Here is a 19,805-nt window from a genome sequence, read left to right on the forward strand (position 1 = left end):
CCGAATGGAAAGGGACGTTTTTTTATGCAGCGTGGTAAACTTAAAGGAGGAGATTCAATGAATATTTTGCACGATTTAGAAAAACGCGGTTTAGTGAATCAAGTGACAGACCGCGAGAATTTAGCGAAGTTGTTAGAAAATGAGCAGGTGAAGTTGTATTGTGGTTTTGATCCGACAGGAGATAGTCTGCACATCGGTCATTTGTTAACGATTATGACTATGCGCCGTTTTCAGCTGGCGGGTCATCGTCCTTACGCCTTGGTAGGAGGAGCGACAGGTTTAATCGGAGACCCGAGCGGTAAATCAGCTGAGCGTACATTAAATGAGGAAGATGTTGTTCAAACTTGGGTGAGCCGGATCCAAAGCCAGTTGGCAAAGTACTTGGATTTTGAAGGTGGTGCTGAAGCGAAGCTTGTGAATAACTACGATTGGCTTGGAGAGCTTCGTCTTGTGGATTTTCTACGCGATGTCGGTAAACATTTTAGTGTGAACTACATGCTTGCAAAAGAGACTGTAGGTGCACGCTTAGAAAGCGGGATTTCTTATACAGAATTTACGTACATGATGCTTCAATCTTATGACTTTTACAAGTTGAATGAAGAAGAAGGGATTAAACTGCAGATGGGTGGCAGCGATCAATGGGGCAATATCACGGCCGGCTTGGAGCTAATGCGCCGAATGAATGGCCAGGATGAAGATGAAACACCTGAAGCGTTTGGTTTTACCATTCCGCTTGTGACTAAAGCAGATGGCCAAAAATTTGGTAAGTCAGAAGGTGGAGCGATTTGGCTTGATCCTGCAAAAACATCCCCTTATGAGTTTTATCAATTTTTAATTAATACAAGTGATGATGATGTCATTAAGTTTCTTTGGTACTTCACATTTTTAGATGAAAGTGAAATTGAACGTCTGTCTGAAGAAGTACAGCAGCGTCCGGAAATACGCGAAGCTCAAAAGAAACTTGCTGAAGAAGTGACACGCTTTGTTCACGGTGAAGACGCACTTGAACAGGCACAAAATATTAGCCGGGCTTTATTTGGTGATAAAGAGCTTACTAGCTTAACTGCTGATGAAATTGAGCAAGGTTTTAAAGATGTACCTGGTGCAACCGTAGAAGATGCAAGCCGCCCGCTCCCGGATCTTCTTGTTGACACAGGAATCGCTGGTTCTAAGCGGCAGGCACGGGAAGATATCCAAAACGGTGCCATCTACATTAACGGTACGCGGGAGCAGTCACTCGACAAAGTGCTAGAAGAAAGTGATCAGATCGGTGGGAAGTTTACAATTGTCCGCCGCGGAAAGAAGAAATATTACTTGCTTCGCTACGCATAAGTGATTTAGCCCTCTGCTTGAAGTTGATACATCAAGCAGGGGGCTTTGCGTTGAAGAAATCAATGAGAAAGGTGTACAACAAATGATGGAAAACCCGGAAGGAAAGCAGCGCTTAGGGCTTGCGGTTATGTTGAGCATGCTGGCTGTACTAGGCCCATTAAATATTGATATGTATTTGCCTGCGTTTCCGGAAATTGCAGAAGATCTTGGTGCAGAGGTATCGATTGTACAGGCAAGTTTAACAGCCTGTTTAATCGGTCTTGCTGCCGGGCAGCTTGTTATTGGGCCGATGAGTGATGCGCGCGGACGGCGAAAACCGCTGCTTTTGTTTATTTCTTTATTTGCAGCTGCTTCAGTCCTGTGCGCAGTTGCACCATCCATTGAATGGCTGATTATTGGGCGCTTTATTCAAGGTTTTACCGCAGCAGCAGGCATTGTTTTATCTCGAGCTGTTGTGCGGGATGTGTTTAGTGGCAAAGAACTAACAAAGTTTTTTTCTTTATTAATGGTGATTAACGCAACAGCACCACTCGTTGCCCCGTTAGCTGGCGGCGGACTTCTTTGGTTTGCTTTTGCTGATTGGCGTACGATTTTCTTTGTGCTGGCTTTGATCGGTGTCGCCATTGTTATAGTTGTCTATTTCCGCTTAGAAGAAACGCTCCCGGTTGAACGACGTATGCCGAGCTCACTCGGTCATTCGCTACGGACAATGAGAAGTTTAAGTACCGACCGTTCGTTTATTGGTTATGCTTTAGCGCTTGGGTTTGTTCATGGCGGAAGCTTTGCTTACGTGTCAGGCACACCTTTTGTATATCAAGATATTTATGGGGTTTCGCCCCAAATGTTTAGTGTTTTGTTTGGTATCAATGGTATAGCAATTATATTAGGCAGTTTTTCTATCGGTCGTCTCGCCGGGATTGTGTCCGAGCAAAAGCTTTTACGTACAGCTGTTCTAATCGCAATTTCAGCTTCAGGCTTTTTATTTATCATGACCTTAGTTGAAGGTCCGCTTGCTTCCTTAGTTGTTCCGATCTTTATTTATATGACTGGTATGGGCATGGTTTTAACAAGTTCTTTTACAGTCGCGATTTCAAAACAGGGGCACCGGGCAGGCAGTGCGAGTGCGCTCCTTGGCATGTTTCCGCTTTTAATTGGAGCGTTGGTTTCGCCGCTTGCCGGGATCAATGAAGCGTCTGCTGTGCCGATGGGCTTCATTATGTTCAGCACAACCGTAATTGGAGCTGTCGCATTGTTTACTTTGAGTGAAAAATAAGTGAGTAAATTTTAAGAGTCCTCAAGCAAGAGAAGTTTGAGGGCCCAGATTATCGACAAAGAACAAAATCAAACATTCACGGAGAGCTTACTGCCTCGAGCCTCGGGATGTTGCATGAAGAGGGTAAAAATCGAATCATGAACGTGACCAACACTACCGACGGACGCTTTCCCGAGGGCTTGGCTTCAGCTAACTTGTTCGAATGAACGATTCGAACAAGTGGATCTTCACCCTGCGCTGAATCCTCTGGGAGTCGCCGTCTTTCGTTTCGGTTACGATCATCATTTTCAATGGAGAGGGTTCGGTTTGATCGCACATGAAGCGTCATGATGGAATAGATTCATGTAGCTATTGCTTGATCAAAGTGATCTCTAAGCATTCATAATCATCAAATGACGAAAGGCTGACAAGCATCAGCGTAGATTAAACCGATGTCGCACTTGTGCCCTCTGGGTGCAAGCGTCCGCTGAAAAGCGACGTCAGCCTTCGCTTTTCTTAAACGTTTGTCTACACGCTGAGCCCGCAAGCATAAAAAGCTTGCGGGCTTTTTTTAATACTTTTTTAAGATTTTGATAAGTTGAGGATAAGCGCTGTTTGTGATAATAGGCTACATAAGCTTAGGAGGGTGCATATGGAGAGAGAAGTAGTCGTTCAAATGAAAAACGTAAGTAAGAAAATTGGAAATCGAACCATTATTGATCAATTGTCACTACAAGTTTATCCCGGGGAAGTTTACGGCTTTTTGGGACCAAATGGTGCAGGTAAAACGATGACGATTCGAATGATTGTTGGTTTAATCAGCATGACTGAAGGTGACGTGTTGATTCACGGTAAGAGCGTTACGAACAATTTTGAAAAAGCGATTGCTCATGTCGGGGGTGTTATCGAAAACCCGGAAATGTATGAGTATTTATCAGGCTACGAAAACTTGGTTCATTTCGCGAGAATGTCCCCAAAAAAAGTTACAAAACAACGTATTAGTCAAGTTGTTAAACTCGTTGGATTAGATGGTCGTATTCAACATAAAGTGAGAAAGTATTCGTTAGGGATGAAACAAAGGCTCGGGTTGGCACAAGCGATTCTTCACTCACCATCATTATTGATTTTAGATGAGCCAACAAATGGACTGGACCCGGCAGGAATTCGCGAAATCCGAGCTTATATTCGCAACGTTGCACATCAAGAACAAATGGCTGTTTTTGTGTCTAGTCACTTATTAGCTGAAATGCAGTTAATGTGTGACCGTATCGGCATTGTGCAAAACGGTAAGCTTATACGCGAAGAAGGAATGAACGAGTTGACGAAAGCAGATGAAGAAAAAACGATTCAGTTGCAAGTCAATCGGTTGGAGGATGCTTTTCAGCTTTTAAATAACGCTTTTCCTACAGCAGATATAGAAATTATTCAGGATCGAATCATAATCAGTTTAAGGAGGGAATATCTTCCCTCCTGTAATCAAGTGTTAGTACAAAACAACTTTGATGTGTATGAAATGGCACAAGTTCAAACAACATTAGAAGAGAAATTTTTAGAAGTGACGGAGGAAAAGTAAATGGCATCATTCATTAATTTATTAAAAAATGAGCATATGAAATTGTTCAAACGAACCGGTACGATGGTTATGGTTGCCGTTATGCTGCTCGCTGTACTAGGTGCAGGGGCTGTTTCAAAATTTATGATAAATCCAGATACTCAATCGGATTGGCAGGCGGAGCTCGAAGCTGAAAATATACAGTTTGAGAATATGCTCGATGAATCAAACCAAACAAGCGCGGAACAAGAGCGAATGCAGGAACAGTTAGCTCTGAACAATTACCGCCTGGAAAACAATAAACCGCCTGTCAATTCAGAAACGCTTTGGGGATTTATGATTGATGCATCAAACCTTACCGGGCTTGCTGCGTTGTTTACGATTGTTGCAGCATCAAGCATTTTAGCTCATGAGTTTTCTCAAGGAACCATTAAACTGCTGCTCATCCGCCCGGTAAAAAGGTCAAAAATTTTACAGTCTAAATATGTAACAGCGATGATGTTTAGCGGGATGCTACTCGTATTAATATTTGCTTTTTCGTTTTTAACTGGAAGTTTATTGTTTGGTTTTCATGGTATAGATCAGTCTCATCTTGTTTATCAAGAGGGCAGGGTGGTAGAGCAGCCGATGTTTATGTATGTTGCTCAGCTTTTCAGTTTAAACAGTGTTGAGGTTTTAATGATGGGTACGTTTGCGTTTATGGTCGCGGCCATTTTTAAAAACAGCTCGTTTGCGATTGGCATTTCAATATTTTTATTGTTTACCGGGCCACAGCTTGTACAGGTTTTAAATGATTATGGGTGGGCAAAGTATATTTTATTTGCTCATACAAATTTGCAACAGTATATCCACGGTACGCCTATAGTTGAAGGCATGACATTTTCTTTTTCTATTAGTATGCTTGTCATATACTTTGTCATTTTTCTAACTTTAGCCTGGATCAGCTTTGAAAAGCGGGACGTCACCGCATAAGTGAAGGTGGTGAAAGTGTGAGATCAAATCATATATTAATCGTTGAAGATGAGGCAGAAATCGGGGAGCTTGTACAGGATTACCTCACTGCTGAAGGTTATAAGGTGCAACTTACGACAAATGGTGAAGAAGGTCTTAAACAATTTAAGCAGGAAGAGCCGGTATTGGTTGTCCTTGATATTATGCTGCCAAATATCGATGGAATCGAGGTGTGCCGGCAAATTCGCGAGGTATCGAGTGTACCGATTCTTATGATGAGCGCCAAGCAGGCAGAGACAGACAAAATCATAAGCTTAGGGATCGGGGCAGACGATTATATTACAAAGCCATTCAGTCCTGGTGAACTTGTAGCTAGAATTAAAGCGCATTTGCGAAGGTATCAGCACTTTTCTCGTCCTCTGGAAGAAGCTAATGTGAGGGTTTACGGGGATATTGAATTGAGACCGGAGACATTCGAAGTTTATATTAAAGGAAGAAAAGTCGCGTTTACCGCCAAAGAATTTCAACTGCTTGATCATTTGATGTCTCATCCAGGCCGTGTTTATACGAAAGAGCAGTTATATGATCGAATTTGGGGACAGAACCATCTTGGTGATGTGAGCACAGTCACTGTGTATATACGAAAAATTAGAGAAAAAATTGAAGAAGATCCGTCACGACCGAACTACATTCAAACAGTATGGGGTGTAGGATACCGTTTCAATAATGATCTTTAGCGTTTTAAGGAGGTGTAAGGACGGTTTCGCTTACAATTTTAAAAAGTGAAGACGTCTGTTCTTATTGAACCCAAGCTTAAAAAAACGGCTTATAGCCGCGTTTTTATCAATTATTATCATTCCTATTTTAAGCGCTGCTGTAACATTTTATATTGGTACGCAAACGATAGCGGCTGAAGATCACAGCGGGCTGAATCAATTGTTTACAGATGTTGAGACAACCATTCAAGATCAAGAATCGATCCTTTCTCAAAACCAGCTTTTTTATCAGGAGATCGAGCCGTTATTAAATGAGTATGATATTGACCTAAAGGTGTACCGTGAAGAAGGGGATCTGCTTTTTACATCTACAGATTTTCATTCTGATGAGAGAGCAGGTACAGCTTTTTTAGGTGTAGATCAGTTCACTTTAGAAGTAGCAACTGATTCAGGTGAACTGTTGGAAGTTGAGATTCAAGCGAATTCTTTACAAACAGAACCTTTTCACGCTTTGCAAGACGTGCTTTACATCGCTTTGCTCAGTGCCGGAGCAGGTCTGGTTACGCTAGTTGTTTTAATTGTGATGTGGACTTGGTATATATCCCGGACCGTACTTTATCCTTTAAAGCACATGTATCACGCTACAGAAGAGATGCGGGGAGGAAATCTTGATTATCCGATTCCGTATGAACGTAACGATGAAATCGGTCGGTTCGTTCAAGGGTTTGATGTCATGAGAGAACATTTGAAAACTTCTTATGCCAAACAAAAACAGTACGAAGATGCGAGAAACGTACTGCTTGCGAGTACTTCACATGACTTGAGAACGCCGTTGTCTTCAATCAAAGGGTATGTAGAAGGTCTGCAGGATGGAATTGCGAAAGATGAAGAGATGAGAGCACGGTATTTACAAGTGATTCACGATAAAGCCGGCCATTTGGAAACTTTGATTGAAGACTTATTTGAGTATTCAAAGATGGAACTTGAAGAGCTTCCGGTTGAGAAAGTGCAGATTGGTGTGGAGACGTACTTTAAAGAAATACTGGAGCGGGTGCAGTTTGAGGTAAATCGTGAAGGTGTTGCTTTTTCGTTTGCTCTTAACACCTCTGATCGTGTTATGCTGCTTGATCCAAAGCGCATAAAGCAAGTGATGTATAACTTAGTCGATAATGCCGTGCACTACGGCGGGGATCATATCTCGATTCAAGTAGAAACCATAGATGAATCTTTAGTGATTCGTGTGAACGATAACGGCCCGGGGATTGCGCCAGAAGACTTACCTCATATTTTTCAATCGTTTTATCGCGGTGAAAAATCAAGGTCCCATCAATATCACGCAGGATCAGGTTTAGGGCTTTCAATTGTAAACTATATTATCCAATCACATGGTGGTAATATTGATGTAACTAGTGAGCAAGACGAGGGCGCGACGTTTATCATCACCCTGCCCGTGCAGTGAAATAAATCGAATTGTTGATATAAAAAAAGCTGCCCTTTTGAGGCAGCTTTTTTCTCCAAATTAACGGGAGTAGAATTCGACGATGAGCGCTTCTGTGATCTCCGAAGGAAGTTCGGAACGATCAGGAAGACGCGTGAATGTCGCTTCTAAGTTGTCTTCGTTCAAGTCGAGGTATTCAGGCACGTGGTTTGTAATTTCACGTGCATCCTTGATGACATCAAGGTTTAGCGACTTTTCACGAACACCGATCGTTTGACCTGGTACAACACGGTAGGACGGGATGTCAACACGACCGCCGTCTACAGTGATGTGACCGTGGTTTACGAGCTGACGTGCACCGCGACGGGTACGTGCGAAACCGAGGCGGTATACAAGGTTGTCCAGACGGGATTCAAGCAGAACCATAAAGTTCTCACCGTGAACACCTTTCATGCTGCCGGCTTCTTCAAAGATATTTTTGAACTGGCGCTCGTTCAAGCCATACATGAAACGGAGCTTCTGCTTTTCCTGTAGCTGAAGACCGTACTCAGAAAGCTTACGACGCTGTGTTGGGCCATGCTCACCTGGTGGGTAAGGGCGCTTTTCTAGTTCTTTACCTGTGCCGCTCAGCGAAACGCCGAGGCGACGTGATTTTTTCCATGTTGGTCCTTTATCGCGGGACATTGGAAGTCCTCCTTCTTTTCCAGAAATGTTGTTGGAAAAAGACGAACGGTGACAATCCATTTACACGGTCATTTTGTTTTTGGCACCTTCGCTCCGACAGCGGGGAGTTACGCAGTACCTCCTCCAAGCCATGTTCGTTCAGCCGCAGGCTTAAAGAAACAAAATGAGAGGGGTCCGTATAACGTTTGTCTTGGCTGTCTTTTCACACAGCGTATATTTTACAATGCCGATATGTGACAGTCAACCATGAATTCGCTTTGAGGTTTCACAATTACGTTATCATTTGCTAAAATCAAATGATGGCACGAACGACTTGAAAGGCAGGGTGAGCCCAATGTCAGGTTTAGAAAAACTGCATGAAGTATTAGACCAACAAGCGGTTCGAATTCAAACAGAAACGAGCCGCACGTATTTAGAAGCTTTAGCTGAAGCTGGAGAAAATATTTTTCAAAACACAATTGTACAAACTGATCTATCAGAAGAAGGAGAGGCATACTGCCGCAACCTTCTTGAGGATACGGGACTTGCAGACTGTGGTAAAGAGGATGTGCGCCGGGCATTTCAACTTGCTGTCATTAAAGGTATGAAAGAAGCTGTGCAGCCGAATCATGCCATGACCCCGGATGCGGTTGCGTTGTTTATTGGTTACTTTGTACAAAAGCTGACCGGAGATAAAGAAAACGTCAAACTGCTAGATCCAGCAATGGGAACGGCCAACCTTCTCACAGCAATTAAAAACCAAACATCAAACGAAGTGGCATTGTACGGGGCGGAAGCGGACGAAACGCTCGTAAATATAGCTTACGTTATGATGAACCTACAGGCGCAGGAAGCGGAACTGTTTTACAAAGACAGCATCGCTCATTTAGACGTCCCGCCGATCGATGTAATAGCGACGGATCTTCCGGTCGGTCTTTATACCCGTGATGATGTTGCTGTTAATTTTGAGTTGTGCGCAGAAAGCGGTCACTCTCCGGCGCACCATTTAATGATAGAACGTTCGCTTGCAAGCTTAAAAGAAGGCGGTTACGGCATTTTTCTCATTCCAAACGCGCTGTTTCATGAGGAAGGAGCGGACCGGCTCCATCAACACGTCAAAAATGAGGCTGTGATTCTTGGACTACTGCAGCTGCCGGAAACAATGTTTAAAGACCAAAAGCTTGCAAAAAGCATCTGGATTGTTCAAAAGAAAGGTAAGGGTGTGACTCAGCCGCAACAGGCACTGCTTGCTGAACTCCCGTCATTCACCCGGGAGGAAGCGTTAGCAGATATGATGCAGCAGATTGATCGTTGGATGAAAGATGAACTTGGTATCGAATAATAAAACCTGCCTGCGTTGATGATAAATCCGCGCAGGCTTTTTTTGTTTCTATGGTAGCGCTCTCAAGTCAGAAAACAGTGAAAATGCCGACATGGCAGGGATTTGTTGCAACGAAGCGCCGCAAGTGATTAAATGAGGGCAGGACATTTCCAGGGTCAAATAAGGCTTAATGGATATTAAAGGAGCGAATGAATCATGGCAAACATTATTGCAATTAACGCAGGCAGTTCATCGTTAAAATTTCAGCTGCTGCAAATGCCAGAAGAAAACGTCATTACAAAAGGCGTTATTGAACGTATTGGTCTTGACGGGCCGGAACTTTCTTTAGAAGTTGACGGTGAAAAGAAAAAAGAGTTTCTTGATATTACAAACCACGCGGATGCAGTAAAGTCTCTACTCGAAGCATTAAAGCAATATCAAGTCATTGATTCTCTTGATGAAATTGACGGCATCGGTCACCGTGTTGTTCATGGTGGGGAGAAATTTGCAGACTCTGTTTTAATTACGGATGAAGTGATTGAAGGTATTAAAGCTGTTTCGGAGCTTGCACCTCTTCATAATCCAGCAAACTTAACCGGAATTGAAGCTTTTCGTGAAGTTTTACCAAATGTGCCTGCCGTTGCAGTGTTTGATACGGCATTCCATCAAACGATGCCAAAAGAGCGGTACTTATATTCTATCCCTTATGAGTATTATGAGAACTACGGTATTCGTAAGTACGGGTTCCACGGTACTTCCCATAAGTACGTAACACAACGTGCAGCAGAAATGCTGGACCGTCCTGCAGAGTCACTGAAGTTGATCTCCTGCCACGTAGGTAATGGCGCAAGTGTGACTGCGGTTGACGGGGGCGAATCCATTGATACCTCGATGGGCTTTACACCACTTGCAGGTGTGACAATGGGTACGCGTTCTGGGAACATTGACCCGGCTTTAATTCCATTTATGATGGAAAAAACGGAGCAATCGGCAGAAGAAGTTGTGAATGTGTTAAATAAACAAAGTGGAATGCTTGGTTTAACAGGCATTTCAAGTGACTTGCGTGATATTGAAGATCGTGCTGCTGAAGGCGACGAAACGGCCCGTGTTGCACTAGATATCTTTACGAGCCGCCTTCACAAATACATCGGTTCTTATGCAGCGAGCATGAATGGTGTGGATGCGGTCATCTTTACAGCTGGTGTAGGTGAGAACAGTGACGTTGTACGTGAAAAAGTTATGACAGGCTTAGAGTTTATGGGTGTGCATTTCGATGCAGCGAAAAACCAGGTACGCGGACGTGAAGCTGAAATCACAAAAGATGATTCACCTGTAAAAGGATTAATCATCCCGACAAACGAAGAAGTTATGATCGCCCGCGATACGGAACGTCTCCGTAATGAAGGTTAATTTCTTCTATCTTAGGTAGAGCTGTAAAAAGCTCGTTGTGAAAGTTTTATATCACGACGAGCTTTTTTGCTGTTCAAAAGCCTGCTGTTTCCGGATATAATAACAAAGAGACCTTTAACCTATAGAAATGGGGCATGGTGCATGAGCGAATGGCAGACGAAACAGGCCGGTGAGCGGGTCATTCAGTTTTTCGTCATTCAAGACCGCGCCGTCAAAACTGCATCGAATCAAAGTGAATATATGCACATCACCTTAAGTGACGCCTCCGGTACGCTGCAGGCACGTCTGTGGGATGTTACTGAGAAACAAAAAGAAGCTTTTCAGCCGCGGATGGTTGTCAAAGTCGACGGCCGAATTGAATTTTTCCGGGGGATTCGTGAACTCCACATTTACCGGATCCGGCTCGCAACAGAAGAGGACCAGCTTTCAATGGAACAACTTGTGCCGCATGCTCGCCGCTCAAAAGATGAAATGTGGCGGGAGATTATTGGTGTGATCGAGCAGGTAAAATCCCCTGTGCTTTCGCGCGTACTAAAAACGGTGGCAAATAACCGGGAGCTGCGCGATGCTTTAACGAGCTATCCAGCAAGTAAAGCGTATCACCATGCGTATTATGCTGGCCTTTTAGAACATATGGTCACACTATCACGGGCGGTAAGGGCGTTGAGCCCGGTTTATGAAGTTAACCGGGATGAAATGCTTGCCCTCTGCATACTGCACGATGCGGGCAAAGTGAGAAAGTTTTCAAATGCTGCCGCACCACAGGTTACAAAGCAGGGCGAGTTGTTCGGTCATTTAATTTTAAGTTCAGACATTTTGCTTGAAGCAGCTGATGAAGCAGGGATTTCTCGTGACCATCCGGAAATTGAGACGCTTAGACACAGTATATTGAGCCATTATGGAGACGTTGAAAACGGATGGGGAAGTCCAGTCTCCGGACGTACGCGTGAGGCTGTGCTCTTTCATTATTTAGACCAGCTTGATTCCAAGCTTAGTGCCATGAGCCAAGCAGCTGAATCGGCATCTGATACAGCCCGTGGTGTTTACGTACCGATGTTGAAACGGAATATGTATGCAGGGGAGGATTTAAGTTGAGTTCTTATATTGAACGCAGGTGGCAAGAGATTGAAAAATGGGAAAATACACATTTTACTTATGATGCAACAGACTTGGAAGTAACGTCGCACCGTGCACTCGAAAAAGGCTTTTATAATTTGCCGGAGTCCCAGCGGCGTCGAGCCTTAATGTTTGTAGATAAGTTTTTGTTTTACGCTCAGTCGCTTACGCTGAATTCGAAATACCATGATGAAGCTGAAGATCGTTTAATCCGCATGGGGCAAGTGTTCGATGATGAGATTCAATCGATTGAAGATTTTCACCAATTGCAACTGCCGCAGTTGAATTATCTTTTATCTACCCAGCTTGCAAAACAGCGTCTTGTATCTCTTGGCCAAGGTGGGGCGACAGGATTTGGCGGTCCATTATTATTGGCAAGTGACCTCCCTATGCTGCTTTTAATTAACTTACGCACTGTACAGCTGACTGCGATGACCTACGGCTATGATTTGCGCTATCCAAACGAAATGATGACAGCCCTTCAAGTTTTTCATACAGCTTCACTTCCAAAACGTATGCAAAAAGCTTACTGGGATCAACTTCCACTCCATCAAGATGAAAATGGATCTTCACCTTACTTTTATGATGGCGAAGAAGAAGTTGTTGATGCCACTTGGCTGCTGCAGCCGCTCCGTCATATCGCAAAAGCTGTAGTGCTGCAAAACTTTCGAAAGAAACTTTTACAAGGTGTGCCGGTACTAGGTATTGCCTTTGGAGCCGCAGTTAACTATCAGTTTGCCCGCGAGGTTTCTGAAGTTGCTAAACGTTATTACGAAAAGCGTTGGATCATAGAGCATACAAATGGAGAGTGATTTGTTAAGCATTTCAGTTGAGGCTACTCACTGAAATGCTTTTATTCATCTATATTCATAAACATTCTGCGTACAACGGCGGTTTTAAGCGGGTTTGTATTTATTTTTATACTTTTTTATGAATATATATTGCATTCAACGAGAAACGATGATACATTAGGAATTGTCAAACAGCGAAACAAAACAAGAAAACAGTCGCTCTTTTTTTAAATGTTTTTGCATAAAAATGATTAAATAAGTATTTATATTCACTCGGAGGGATTTTGTATGGCAAATCAAAAGATTGTATTAGCATATTCAGGCGGGCTCGACACATCAGTTGCAATTCGGTGGTTGATGGATCATGGTTATGATGTTGTAGCTGTTGGTCTTGATGTTGGTGAAGGAAATGACCTTGATTTTGTGAAACAAAAAGCACTCGATGTTGGTGCAGTTCAATCTTACACGATTGATGCGAAAAACGAGTTCGCTGAATCTTTTGTTTTGCCGGCACTACAAGCGCATACGATGTATGAGCAAAAGTATCCGCTCGTGTCTGCACTTTCTCGTCCGCTGATTTCGAAAAAGCTTGTAGAAATTGCTGAACATACAAATGCGGATGCAATTGCCCACGGGTGTACCGGAAAAGGAAATGACCAAGTCCGGTTTGAAGTGTCCATTCAAGCACTCAACCCTGATCTTGAGGTTGTTGCCCCAGTGAGAGAATGGGGTTGGACACGTGATGAAGAAATTGCTTACGCATCAAAACATGAAATTCCAATTCCGATCAATTTAGATAACCCTTACTCAGTGGATCAAAACTTGTGGGGTAGAAGCTGTGAGTGTGGTGTCTTAGAAGATCCTTGGGCGACGCCGCCAGAAGGTGCGTATGAGCTTACAGCACCAATTGAAGCGGCACCTGATGAAGCTGATATTGTCGAGATCTCCTTTGAAAAAGGTAAACCAACAGCGTTAAATGGCAATGCTCTTCCACTTGATGAACTAATTTTAGAGTTGAATAAGATCGCTGGTAAGCACGGTGTAGGCCGGATTGATCATGTAGAAAACCGGATGGTTGGTATTAAATCCCGTGAAGTATACGAGTGCCCGGGTGCTATCACGTTAATCCAGGCCCATAAAGAACTTGAAGATTTGACACTTCCGAAAGAGACTGCACACTTTAAGCCTGTTGTTGAAAAGAAAATGGCAGAACTCATTTACGATGGTCTCTGGTTCTCTAAGCTTCGCCCAGCATTAGAAGCTTTCCTTGCTGAAACGCAGGAAAACGTTACAGGCACGGTACGTGTGAAGCTCTTCAAAGGTCACGCTGTTGTAGAAGGTCGGACGTCGGCATACTCTTTATATAATGAGAAGCTTGCCACATACTCTGCTGATGATGAATTTGATCATAATGCTGCGGTTGGATTTATTAACCTGTGGGGACTTCCGACAAAAGTTCAAAGTAAAGTTGATAAAGAGAAAAACGGGGTAAATGTATGACAAAACTTTGGGGTGGACGTTTCACAAAAGAAGCACAAGCATGGGTCGATGCCTTTGGGGCATCGATCCCTTTTGACCAAAAGCTTGTGATCGAGGATATTGAAGGTAGTAAAGCACATGTGGAGATGCTTGCTACAACTGGCGTTATCACAGAAGAAGAACAAGCGGAAATCACTCAAGGCTTGAATGAACTGCTTCAAGAAGCAGCAGAAGGAAAGTTAGCTTATAAAGTGGAAAATGAAGATATCCACTTAAATCTTGAGCAACTGCTAATCGAAAAAGTCGGTCCAGTCGGAGGGAAGCTGCACACCGGTAGGAGTCGCAATGATCAAGTCGCCTTGGATATGCATTTATATATTAAAAAGCAAACAGAAGATATGATGTCTAATATTCACCGGCTCCAGCAAGTACTCGTCGAACAAGCGGAAGCTCACGTAGAAACGATCTTTCCAGGGTATACGCATTTGCAGCGTGCGCAGCCGGTTTCTTTTGCGCATCATCTGCTTGCCTACGTGTGGATGCTCGAGCGGGACTATCAGCGACTAAATGACAGCTTAAAGCGGGTAAATGTTTCTCCGCTCGGCAGTGGTGCTCTTGCAGGTACAACATTTCCAATTGATCGTAAGCAGACAGCAGAAGCGCTCGGTTTTGCTGATGTGTATGCAAACAGTATGGACGCTGTCAGTGACCGGGATTTTGTGCTCGAGTTTTTGAGCGCATCATCAGTCATTATGATGCACTTATCACGGCTTTCTGAAGAAATGATTCTTTGGTCAAGCGAAGAGTTCAACTTCATTGAGCTAGATGATACATTTGCAACCGGAAGCAGCATTATGCCGCAGAAAAAAAATCCGGATATGGCCGAGCTTGTACGTGGGAAAACGGGGAGAGTTTACGGCAGTTTAATGTCGCTGTTAACGATGTTGAAAGGTTTACCTCTAGCCTACAACAAAGATATGCAGGAAGATAAAGAAGGTGCATTTGATACGGCAGTTACAGTGAACGGTTCACTGCAGATTTTTGCCGGTATGATCGAGACGATGCATGTAAAGACAGAGCAGATGAGCAGTTCTACGCAGCAAGATTTCTCTAATGCAACTGAAGTAGCTGATTATTTAGCCGCAAAAGGCATGCCGTTTCGTGAAGCACATGAAGTTGTCGGTAAGCTTGTGTTGCACTGTATTCATGAAGGATGTTATTTAAAGGATTTGTCGATGAGCGTGTATCAAAGTGCCAGCGAATTGTTTTCAGAGGATATTTACGAAGTTATTGATCCACATTTTGCGGTTGCCCGTCGCAACAGTGAAGGTGGTACTGGCTTTCAAGAAGTGCGCGAAGCGTTAAAGCTAGCTGGAAATGTTTTAGCTGAAAAGGATAATAAGTAGACTATAGGTGTTTGATAGCTTTTAGGCCCTTCATAAAAACGTTGAACCATATATAAAGAAAGGAGCTGTAACCTCGTTATTACAGCTCCTTTCTTTATTATTATTTCACACCCGCTCAAGGTTAGGAACGTACGATTAAAACATCGCATTGTGCATGGCGTGTGATTGCTTCTGACACACTGCCCATTAATATGCGCTCAACTTTGTTTAAGCCGGTTGCACCAGTGACAATGAGATCAACATTGTAACTTTTAGCTAAATCTTTTGGGATTTTCGCTTTTGGCGAACCGAACTCAATGACCGTCTGAACCTCGGAAACCCCGTATTCTTCAGCCTGCTGCTTGTAGTCGGCAAGCATATCTTTTGCCTGGGTCTCTGCACGAGAAACAATGGTGCGATCGTACTGTTCGATTGTTGCAAACGTTCGTGTGTCAATCACGTGCGCAATAACAAGTCCTGCTTCATGATTTTTAGCACTTTCACAAGCTGTTTGGAATGCCGTTTTTGCTTCCTCTGACCCGTCCATACCAACTAATACAGTGTTGTACTTTGACATCATCTCATCCCCTTTTTTGATGTGAGTTGCAGCGTGGATGCATAAAACAATAGATGTACAGAACAAACTACAACTAAGTAATATAAATTCCCTATTAGGAGTGTACCCACATGGCACATACCCCCAAACGTAAAAATGAAGAAACTGAAGGTGTTAATGAAACGAAAGAATTATTGAATGAAGCTTACGGCTTATCGAATCCTAAAGCTGAAAAAATAAGTAAAAAGAAGAAGAACCGTTAATCATTAAAGCAATTTACACAAAGCCAGTACGCTGAATGAAAATAGCGTGCTGGCTTTTTTTACGGAATATAAGTGCTGTTTTTTGCGACTTTACGTTGTTTTTATTAAGATGAAAGTAATAACATCAGTTGCATTAAGCTGCGACTGGAAAAGGGTGGTACGTATGAGGCACGTTTTTGTTACAGCAGGATCAAAAGGACTCGGCCGCAAAGTTACAGAAGCATTTTTAGCAGCAGGTGACTGTGTGACAGTAACGTATCGAAATGATCGGCAATCTTATCTCAATCTTTGTGAAGCGCATAGCGATACATGTGACCGCCTTTTTGCGGTACAAGGTGATTTGACGAAATCTGAGGATATTCAGCGTATGATGCAACAGGCGACTTCGACGTTTGGTTCTGTAGAGGTGCTGGTCAATAATGCTGGACCATACATATTTGAGCGTAAAAAGCTTTATGATTATACACCGGGCGAATGGGAAGCTATGGTTTCTGGCAATTTGAGTGCAATGTTTTATTTATTACAGGAGGTTCTTCCGGAGATGCGCCGGCAAAAGTATGGTCGGATTGTATCATACGGCTTTCAAGAGGCAGCCAATGCACCTGGGTGGCTGTATCGTTCTGCATTTGCTGCAGCTAAAAGCGGCTTAGCGTCTTTAACAAAAACTGTTGCACTAGAAGAAGCTGAACATGGAATTACGATGAATATGGTATGTCCGGGTGAGATCACTTCAGAATTTAAAGAGTCAACAGTTGCAGAAGTGAAGCAGATTGAGGCACCGGAAGTTCCAGTTGGACGTCCAGGTAGTGGTGGCGATATCGCACGGGCGGTTGCTTTTTTATGTGATAGTAGTTCAGATTTTATTACCGGTAGTGTTCTTGAAGTTACCGGTGGAGCGGATGTGCTTCATAAACGACGTAATTAATGATCGTGATTATGTGAGAGCGAAGTTGCATGTGAACTGCGCTTGTATAAATGTGAAGGCCGATGATCACCTTAAAAAATAAAAGCAGGTGTTTATATGGTCCTCATGAAAATTCTGTTTGCTACATCTCTTATATTTGTACCGGCAGTGGCAGTCGAGGCAGCAAATAATACTGAGTTAATGGAAGCTTTTGCACTACGAGTATATGTGGAGACAGATGATGAACAGGTTCATCAATGGTCTTATGACAGCCCCTCCTATTACGAATACCAGCATAACAATGCAGTTTTACGAAATGAAGAGGCCAAAGGAAAAGTTGAACGTATGACTGAAGTTTTAAATATTAATGAACATACCGATTCAGAACAACTAGCTCGACGATTAAAAGCTGCTGGGTTTACGAATGTTACCCATATTGATGTACGTTACCGTGACGAAGATAGTGCCTTGTTCACATGGCAATGGAAAAAAGAAGGTTGAAAGTAACGTGAAAATCCGTTATTTTAAAAGCTGGATATAACGTAAGCGTTTGCAAAATTAACCTTGCACATTTGGGTACAAGGGTGAGGAGAGGATATTATGAATATCGGGGTGCCACGGGAAATCAAGAACAATGAAAATCGGGTTGCGATGACACCAGGCGGCGTCATGCAGATGAAACAATTCGGCCACAGCATCATCGTCGAACGCGGAGCGGGGGAAGGTTCCGGTTTTAGCGATGAGCAGTATGAAGAGGCAGGAGCTTTGATTGTTGAAACGGCCGAAAAAGCATGGGAGCCGGATATGGTGATGAAAGTGAAAGAGCCTCTGCCTGAGGAGTACCAGTATTTCCGTGAAGGGCTTGTATTGTTTACATACCTTCACCTCGCTGCGGAACCAGAGCTAACTGAAGCGTTAATAAAAGCCGGGGTTACAGCAATTGCATATGAGACTGTCCAGGATGCTGACGGCTCGCTCCCTTTATTGACACCTATGAGTGAAGTTGCCGGCCGGATGGCGTCATTGATGGGGACGCAGTTTTTAGAAAAACCAAAAGGCGGTAAAGGTGTTCTCCTTTCCGGCGTGCCAGGTGTAGAACGAGGCCGGGTTACAATCATCGGCGGCGGAGTTGTCGGAACGAATGCTGCAAAGCTTGCTGTCGGTCTCGGAGCGAATGTAACAATGCTGGATTTAAGCCCGCAGCGGTTGCGGGAACTGGATGATTTATTCGGCAACGATATCAATACGATTATGTCAAATCCGCTAACAATCGCTGAAGCCGTTGAGAACGCAGATTTAGTTATTGGAGCGGTTCTAATTCCAGGAGCAAAAGCGCCAAAGCTGGTTACTGAAGAAATGGTGCAGCGAATGCAGGAAGGCTCTGTGCTTGTAGATGTTGCAATTGATCAAGGTGGTATTATAGAAACAACAGATAAGATTACAACACATGATGATCCTGTTTATACAAAACACGGCGTGCTTCACTACGCAGTTGCGAATATGCCAGGAGCCGTGCCGCGCACCTCAACTTTAGGATTAACGAACGTTACGCTCCCTTACGCTCGTAAAATTGCAGATAAAGGCTACCGCCAAGCTTGTAAAGAGGATGCCGCTTTGAAAAAAGGAATCAATGTTTTAGAAGGTAAACTTGTGTACGAAGCTGTAGCTGAAGCTGCTGGCGCCACCTCTTTTAATGTAGATGAATTACTGCATAGTTAAGTTAACCATTGGAGTATAAGAAGAGGTTTAAACGGCGCGAGAAACGGAAAAATACATGACGTAATCACAACGAACAAGGAGTGAAAGTCATGGATGTATCGTATCATGGGCATTCAGTCGTAAAAGTTGAAACGAACCAGCACAAAATTTTGATTGATCCATTCATCACCGGTAACGGTAATTGCGATTTAAACGCTGATGATGTTGAAGCAGATGTAATTTTACTTACGCATGGTCACAACGATCACGTTGGTGATACTGTAGACATCGCTAAGCGTAATGATGCACTTGTCGTAGCTCCGTTTGAACTTGCGACGTATTTAGGCTTTCAAGGATTAAATACACACCCGATGCACATCGGTGGCGGGCACCAGTTTGAATTTGGTCATGTTGAATTCACCCAGGCGTTTCACGGATCAGCTTACACAGATGATAACCAAAACATTATTTACACCGGTATGCCGGCGGGAATTTTGTTAACGATTGATGGAAAAACGATTTATCACATGGGTGACACAGGATTATTCAGCGATTTAAAGATGATTGGTGAGCGTCATGAAATTGATGTTGTATTTGTGCCGATCGGTGATAACTTTACGATGGGACCAAAGGATGCAAAAACAGCTGTTGAATGGGTCGAAGCGGGCTTTGTTGTTCCAATTCATTACGATACGTTCGATTTGATTAATCAAGATGGCGAGGCGTTTGTACAAAGCGTTAAACCAGACGGCCGTGCTATGAAGCCAGGAGACAGCTTTCAACTTTAAATAACGTAAAAAAGCGCCGGTTACTGCCGGCGTTTTTGACTAGTGACAAAGTACAAAACCTAAAATTCACGCACAGTTCACTGCTCCGAGCCGCAGGCTGCCCTTAAAAACCGAACCATGAACGTGACCGGAACGAATGACGGACGCTTTCCCGAGGGCTTGGCTTCAGCTAACTTGTTCGATTTGATTG

The 19,805-nt window shown here is 43.5% G+C and carries 19 protein-coding genes and 1 other annotated feature (1 of these 20 cut by a window edge); of the genes, 17 read left to right on the forward strand and 2 right to left on the reverse strand.

What is annotated here, in order from left to right:
* Nucleotide 1: a binding site (T-box leader), on the forward strand (it extends 211 nt beyond the left edge of the window).
* A 56-nt stretch (nt 2–57) separates the two neighbouring features.
* The 6 genes from tyrS (at nt 58) to B0H94_RS09570 (ending at nt 7,262) form a co-directional block, all read left to right on the forward strand.
* Complete coding sequence (tyrS, locus tag B0H94_RS09545; RefSeq protein ID WP_106589027.1) at nt 58–1,332, forward strand: tyrosine--tRNA ligase; 1,275 nt, start codon at nt 58–60, stop codon at nt 1,330–1,332.
* 82 nt (nt 1,333–1,414) lie between these two features.
* On the forward strand, nt 1,415–2,605 hold the full coding sequence (locus B0H94_RS09550) for a Bcr/CflA family efflux MFS transporter (protein WP_106589028.1): 1,191 nt from the start codon (nt 1,415–1,417) through the stop codon (nt 2,603–2,605).
* Nucleotides 2,606–3,236: 631 nt separating this feature from the next.
* On the forward strand, nt 3,237–4,157 hold the full coding sequence (locus B0H94_RS09555; RefSeq protein WP_106589029.1) for an ABC transporter ATP-binding protein: 921 nt from the start codon (nt 3,237–3,239) through the stop codon (nt 4,155–4,157).
* Nucleotides 4,158–5,108 carry an ABC transporter permease gene (locus B0H94_RS09560; RefSeq protein ID WP_106589030.1) on the forward strand — a complete coding sequence of 317 codons (951 nt, stop codon included), beginning with the start codon at nt 4,158–4,160 and terminating at the stop codon, nt 5,106–5,108.
* Between the two features lie 17 nt (nt 5,109–5,125).
* The gene (locus tag B0H94_RS09565) at nt 5,126–5,824 is read left to right on the forward strand and encodes a response regulator transcription factor (protein ID WP_106589031.1); all 699 of its coding nucleotides are present in this window, start codon (nt 5,126–5,128) and stop codon (nt 5,822–5,824) included.
* A 64-nt stretch (nt 5,825–5,888) separates the two neighbouring features.
* Nucleotides 5,889–7,262 carry a sensor histidine kinase gene (locus tag B0H94_RS09570; RefSeq protein ID WP_106589032.1) on the forward strand — a complete coding sequence of 458 codons (1,374 nt, stop codon included), beginning with the start codon at nt 5,889–5,891 and terminating at the stop codon, nt 7,260–7,262.
* Nucleotides 7,263–7,322: 60 nt separating this feature from the next.
* Here B0H94_RS09570 and rpsD read toward each other — a convergent pair whose 3' ends face one another.
* Complete coding sequence (gene rpsD / locus B0H94_RS09575) at nt 7,323–7,925, reverse strand: 30S ribosomal protein S4 (RefSeq protein WP_106589033.1); 603 nt, start codon at nt 7,923–7,925, stop codon at nt 7,323–7,325.
* A gap of 334 nt (nt 7,926–8,259) precedes the next feature.
* On the opposite strand from rpsD, the gene B0H94_RS09580 reads away from it, so the two are divergent.
* The 6 genes from B0H94_RS09580 to argH all read left to right on the forward strand — a co-directional run bounded on the left by B0H94_RS09580 (nt 8,260) and on the right by argH (nt 15,427).
* On the forward strand, nt 8,260–9,246 hold the full coding sequence (locus B0H94_RS09580; RefSeq protein ID WP_106589034.1) for a class I SAM-dependent methyltransferase: 987 nt from the start codon (nt 8,260–8,262) through the stop codon (nt 9,244–9,246).
* A gap of 195 nt (nt 9,247–9,441) precedes the next feature.
* Nucleotides 9,442–10,635, forward strand: a complete 1,194-nt coding sequence (locus B0H94_RS09585) for an acetate kinase (RefSeq protein WP_106589035.1) — start codon at nt 9,442–9,444, stop codon at nt 10,633–10,635.
* Nucleotides 10,636–10,776: 141 nt separating this feature from the next.
* On the forward strand, nt 10,777–11,730 hold the full coding sequence (locus B0H94_RS09590; RefSeq protein WP_106589036.1) for a 3'-5' exoribonuclease YhaM family protein: 954 nt from the start codon (nt 10,777–10,779) through the stop codon (nt 11,728–11,730).
* Nucleotides 11,727–12,563 (forward strand): EcsC family protein, encoded by an 837-nt coding sequence (locus B0H94_RS09595; protein ID WP_106589037.1) that lies wholly within the window; start codon nt 11,727–11,729, stop codon nt 12,561–12,563. Before B0H94_RS09590 ends, B0H94_RS09595 begins: the two co-directional genes overlap by 4 nt.
* 267 nt (nt 12,564–12,830) lie before the next feature.
* The gene (locus B0H94_RS09600; protein ID WP_106589038.1) at nt 12,831–14,042 is read left to right on the forward strand and encodes an argininosuccinate synthase; all 1,212 of its coding nucleotides are present in this window, start codon (nt 12,831–12,833) and stop codon (nt 14,040–14,042) included.
* Nucleotides 14,039–15,427: an argininosuccinate lyase gene (argH, locus tag B0H94_RS09605; protein WP_106589039.1), complete on the forward strand. Its 1,389-nt coding sequence runs from the start codon at nt 14,039–14,041 to the stop codon at nt 15,425–15,427. Before B0H94_RS09600 ends, argH begins: the two co-directional genes overlap by 4 nt.
* A 121-nt stretch (nt 15,428–15,548) precedes the next feature.
* Here argH and B0H94_RS09610 read toward each other — a convergent pair whose 3' ends face one another.
* A complete protein-coding gene (locus B0H94_RS09610; protein WP_181315341.1) occupies nt 15,549–15,986 on the reverse strand; it encodes a universal stress protein in 438 nt (145 codons plus the stop codon).
* A gap of 107 nt (nt 15,987–16,093) precedes the next feature.
* Here B0H94_RS09610 and B0H94_RS15425 point away from each other — a divergent pair, with 107 nt between their 5' ends.
* From B0H94_RS15425 to B0H94_RS09630, 5 genes are all read left to right on the forward strand, one after another.
* A complete protein-coding gene (locus B0H94_RS15425; RefSeq protein ID WP_282432540.1) occupies nt 16,094–16,225 on the forward strand; it encodes a hypothetical protein in 132 nt (43 codons plus the stop codon).
* Between the two features lie 163 nt (nt 16,226–16,388).
* The gene (locus B0H94_RS09615; protein WP_106589041.1) at nt 16,389–17,150 is read left to right on the forward strand and encodes an SDR family oxidoreductase; all 762 of its coding nucleotides are present in this window, start codon (nt 16,389–16,391) and stop codon (nt 17,148–17,150) included.
* 96 nt (nt 17,151–17,246) lie between these two features.
* Nucleotides 17,247–17,630 carry a hypothetical protein gene (locus tag B0H94_RS09620; RefSeq protein ID WP_106589042.1) on the forward strand — a complete coding sequence of 128 codons (384 nt, stop codon included), beginning with the start codon at nt 17,247–17,249 and terminating at the stop codon, nt 17,628–17,630.
* A gap of 99 nt (nt 17,631–17,729) precedes the next feature.
* Complete coding sequence (gene ald / locus B0H94_RS09625; protein ID WP_106589043.1) at nt 17,730–18,848, forward strand: alanine dehydrogenase; 1,119 nt, start codon at nt 17,730–17,732, stop codon at nt 18,846–18,848.
* Nucleotides 18,849–18,937: 89 nt separating this feature from the next.
* A complete protein-coding gene (locus B0H94_RS09630; protein WP_106589044.1) occupies nt 18,938–19,615 on the forward strand; it encodes a metal-dependent hydrolase in 678 nt (225 codons plus the stop codon).
* Nucleotides 19,616–19,805: the final 190 nt, after the last annotated feature.

This window comes from Salsuginibacillus halophilus (assembly GCF_003014715.1).
Taxonomy (GTDB): domain Bacteria; phylum Bacillota; class Bacilli; order Bacillales; family Marinococcaceae; genus Salsuginibacillus; species Salsuginibacillus halophilus.

What these genes read in the sequence shown, in the direction of transcription:
- tyrS (WP_106589027.1), top strand. Translation starts at nt 58, where the DNA reads ATGAATATTTTGCACGATTTAGAAAAACGCGGTTTAGTGAATCAAGTG.
- B0H94_RS09550 (WP_106589028.1), top strand. Translation starts at nt 1,415, where the DNA reads ATGATGGAAAACCCGGAAGGAAAGCAGCGCTTAGGGCTTGCGGTTATG.
- B0H94_RS09555 (WP_106589029.1), top strand. Translation starts at nt 3,237, where the DNA reads ATGGAGAGAGAAGTAGTCGTTCAAATGAAAAACGTAAGTAAGAAAATT.
- B0H94_RS09560 (WP_106589030.1), top strand. Translation starts at nt 4,158, where the DNA reads ATGGCATCATTCATTAATTTATTAAAAAATGAGCATATGAAATTGTTC.
- rpsD (WP_106589033.1), bottom strand. Translation starts at nt 7,925, where the DNA reads ATGTCCCGCGATAAAGGACCAACATGGAAAAAATCACGTCGCCTCGGC.
- B0H94_RS09580 (WP_106589034.1), top strand. Translation starts at nt 8,260, where the DNA reads ATGTCAGGTTTAGAAAAACTGCATGAAGTATTAGACCAACAAGCGGTT.
- B0H94_RS09585 (WP_106589035.1), top strand. Translation starts at nt 9,442, where the DNA reads ATGGCAAACATTATTGCAATTAACGCAGGCAGTTCATCGTTAAAATTT.
- B0H94_RS09590 (WP_106589036.1), top strand. Translation starts at nt 10,777, where the DNA reads ATGAGCGAATGGCAGACGAAACAGGCCGGTGAGCGGGTCATTCAGTTT.
- B0H94_RS09600 (WP_106589038.1), top strand. Translation starts at nt 12,831, where the DNA reads ATGGCAAATCAAAAGATTGTATTAGCATATTCAGGCGGGCTCGACACA.
- argH (WP_106589039.1), top strand. Translation starts at nt 14,039, where the DNA reads ATGACAAAACTTTGGGGTGGACGTTTCACAAAAGAAGCACAAGCATGG.
- B0H94_RS09610 (WP_181315341.1), bottom strand. Translation starts at nt 15,986, where the DNA reads ATGATGTCAAAGTACAACACTGTATTAGTTGGTATGGACGGGTCAGAG.
- B0H94_RS15425 (WP_282432540.1), top strand. Translation starts at nt 16,094, where the DNA reads ATGGCACATACCCCCAAACGTAAAAATGAAGAAACTGAAGGTGTTAAT.
- B0H94_RS09615 (WP_106589041.1), top strand. Translation starts at nt 16,389, where the DNA reads ATGAGGCACGTTTTTGTTACAGCAGGATCAAAAGGACTCGGCCGCAAA.
- B0H94_RS09620 (WP_106589042.1), top strand. Translation starts at nt 17,247, where the DNA reads ATGGTCCTCATGAAAATTCTGTTTGCTACATCTCTTATATTTGTACCG.
- ald (WP_106589043.1), top strand. Translation starts at nt 17,730, where the DNA reads ATGAATATCGGGGTGCCACGGGAAATCAAGAACAATGAAAATCGGGTT.
- B0H94_RS09630 (WP_106589044.1), top strand. Translation starts at nt 18,938, where the DNA reads ATGGATGTATCGTATCATGGGCATTCAGTCGTAAAAGTTGAAACGAAC.